1 protein-coding gene is annotated in these 2,557 nt (G+C 43.7%); it reads left to right on the top strand.

Features of this window, described 5'->3' with window-relative positions; all coding sequences use genetic code 11:
• Positions 1-2,557 (top strand): hypothetical protein (locus CJP74_RS08190; RefSeq protein ID WP_222987055.1); only part of this gene is annotated, 2,557 nt, incomplete at both ends.

Below are 2,557 nucleotides of genomic sequence, written 5' to 3' on the forward strand. Positions count from 1 at the left end.
GTGACACAACAAACCCAGAAGTAGCGAACAAAGATTCATATGCAACTGGTTCAGGTGTATACGTTTGGAACTCAGGCGAAGAAAATACTAACCCTGAAGTAGCTCACAAAGATGGTTACACTTCAGGTACTAGTTTATACAGCTTCGGTCCAGCAGCTGAAGCAGCAGAGCGTTCAGATGCTAAGACTGGTAACAATGACCGTGACACTATCGGTGACACAACTAACCCAGATGTAGCGAACAAAGATTCATATGCAACTGGTTCAGGTGTATATGTTTGGAACTCAGGCGAAGAAACTACTAACCCTGATGTAGCTCACAAAGACGGTTACACTTCAGGTACTGGTTTATACAGCTTCGGTCCAGCAGGTGAAGCTGCAGAGCGTGCTGACGAACAAACAGGTAGAACTGATCGTGACACTATCGGTGACACTACGAATCCAGATGTAGCAAACAAAGATTCATATGCAACTGGTTCAGGTGTATATGTTTGGGAATCTGGCGAAGAAACTACTAATTCAGATGTAGCTTACAAACCTGGTTACTCAGCAGGTACAGGTGTTTACCAATGGAACTCTTCAGAAGATCATCCAGTAGATGCATATCAAGAACCTACTGAAGATAACGGTAGAGATGTTGAAACTGTAGATCTAACTAAAGAGAAATTCGGTGAAACTACTAACCCTGATGTAGCTTACAAACCTGGTTATACTTCTGGTACTGGTTTATATAACTATGGTCCAGCAGGTGAAGCTGCAGATCGTTCAGATGCACAAACAGGTAGAACTGACCGTGACACCATCGGTGACACAACAAACCCAGACGTAGCGAACAAAGATTCATATGCAACTGGTTCAGGTGTATACGTTTGGAACTCAGGTGAAGAAACTACTAACCCTGACGTAGCTCACAAAGATGGTTACACTTCAGGTACTGGTTTATACAGCTTCGGTCCAGCAGGTGAAGCTGCAGAGCGTGCTGACGAACAAACAGGTAGAACAGATCGTGACACTATCGGTGACACTACTAACCCAGATGTAGCGAACAAAGATTCATATGCAACTGGTTCAGGTGTATACGTTTGGAACTCTGGCGAAGAAACTACTAACCCTGATGTAGCTCACAAAGACGGTTACACTTCAGGTACTGGTTTATACAGCTTCGGTCCAGCAGGTGAAGCAGCAGAGCGTGCTGACGAACAAACAGGTAGAACTGATCGTGACACTATCGGTGACACTACGAATCCAGATGTAGCAAACAAAGATTCATATGCAACTGGTTCAGGTGTATATGTTTGGGAATCTGGTGAAGAAACTACTAACCCTAATGTAGCTTACAAACCTGGTTACTCAGCAGGTACAGGTGTTTACCAATGGAACTCTTCAGAAGATCATCCAGTAGATGCATATCAAGAACCTACTAAAGATAACGGTAGAGATGTTGAAACTGTAGATCTAACTAAAGAGAAATTCGGTGAAACTACTAACCCTGATGTAGCTTATAAACCTGGTTATACTTCTGGTTCTGGTTTATATAACTATGGTCCAGCAGGTGAAGCAGCAGATCGTTCTGACGCACAAACAGGTAGAACTGATCGTGACACTATCGGTGACACTACTAACCCAGACGTAGCGAACAAAGATTCATATGCAACTGGTTCAGGTGTATATGTTTGGAACTCTGGCGAAGAAACAACTAACCCTGACGTAGCTCACAAAGACGGTTACACTTCAGGTACTGGTTTATACAACTTCGGTCCAGCGGGTGAAGCTGCTGAGCGTTCAGATGTACAAACAGGTAACAACGACCGTGATGTAGTTGGTGATACAACTAACCCAGATGTAGCGAACCAAGGTTCTTACGCAACTGGTACTGGTGTGTATGTTTGGAATTCTGGCGAAGAAACAACTAACCCTGACGTAGCTAACAAAGATGGTTACACTTCAGGTACAGGTTTATACAACTTCGGTTCAGCAGGTGAAGCTGCAGAGCGTTCAGATGCACAAACAGGTAGAACTGATCGTGATGTAGTAGGTGATACTACTAACCCAGATGTAGCGAACAAAGATTCATACGCAACTGGTTCAGGTCTATACGTTTGGAACTCTGGCGAAGAAACTACTAACCCTAATGTAGCTAACAAAGACGGTTACACTTCAGGTACTGGTTTATACAACTTCGGTCCAGCGGGTGAAGCTGCAGAGCGTTCAGATGCACAAACAGGTAACAATGACCGTGATGTAGTTGGTGAAACAACTAACCCAGATGTAGCGAACAAAGATTCTTACGCAACTGGTTCAGGTCTATATGTTTGGAACTCTGGCGAAGAAACAACTAACCCTGACGTAGCTAACAAAGATGGTTACACTTCAGGCACTGGTTTATACATGTTTCTTACACAGGGTGAAGCTTCTGAACGTTCAGCTGCACAAACAGGTAACAATGACCGTGATGTATATGGTGAAACAACTAACCCAGATGTAGCGAACAAAGATTCATATGCAACTGGTTCAGGTCTATACGTTTGGAACTCTGGCGAAGAAACTACTAACCCTGA

This window comes from Psittacicella melopsittaci (assembly GCF_003585925.1).
Taxonomy (GTDB): Bacteria; Pseudomonadota; Gammaproteobacteria; order Enterobacterales; family Psittacicellaceae; genus Psittacicella; species Psittacicella melopsittaci.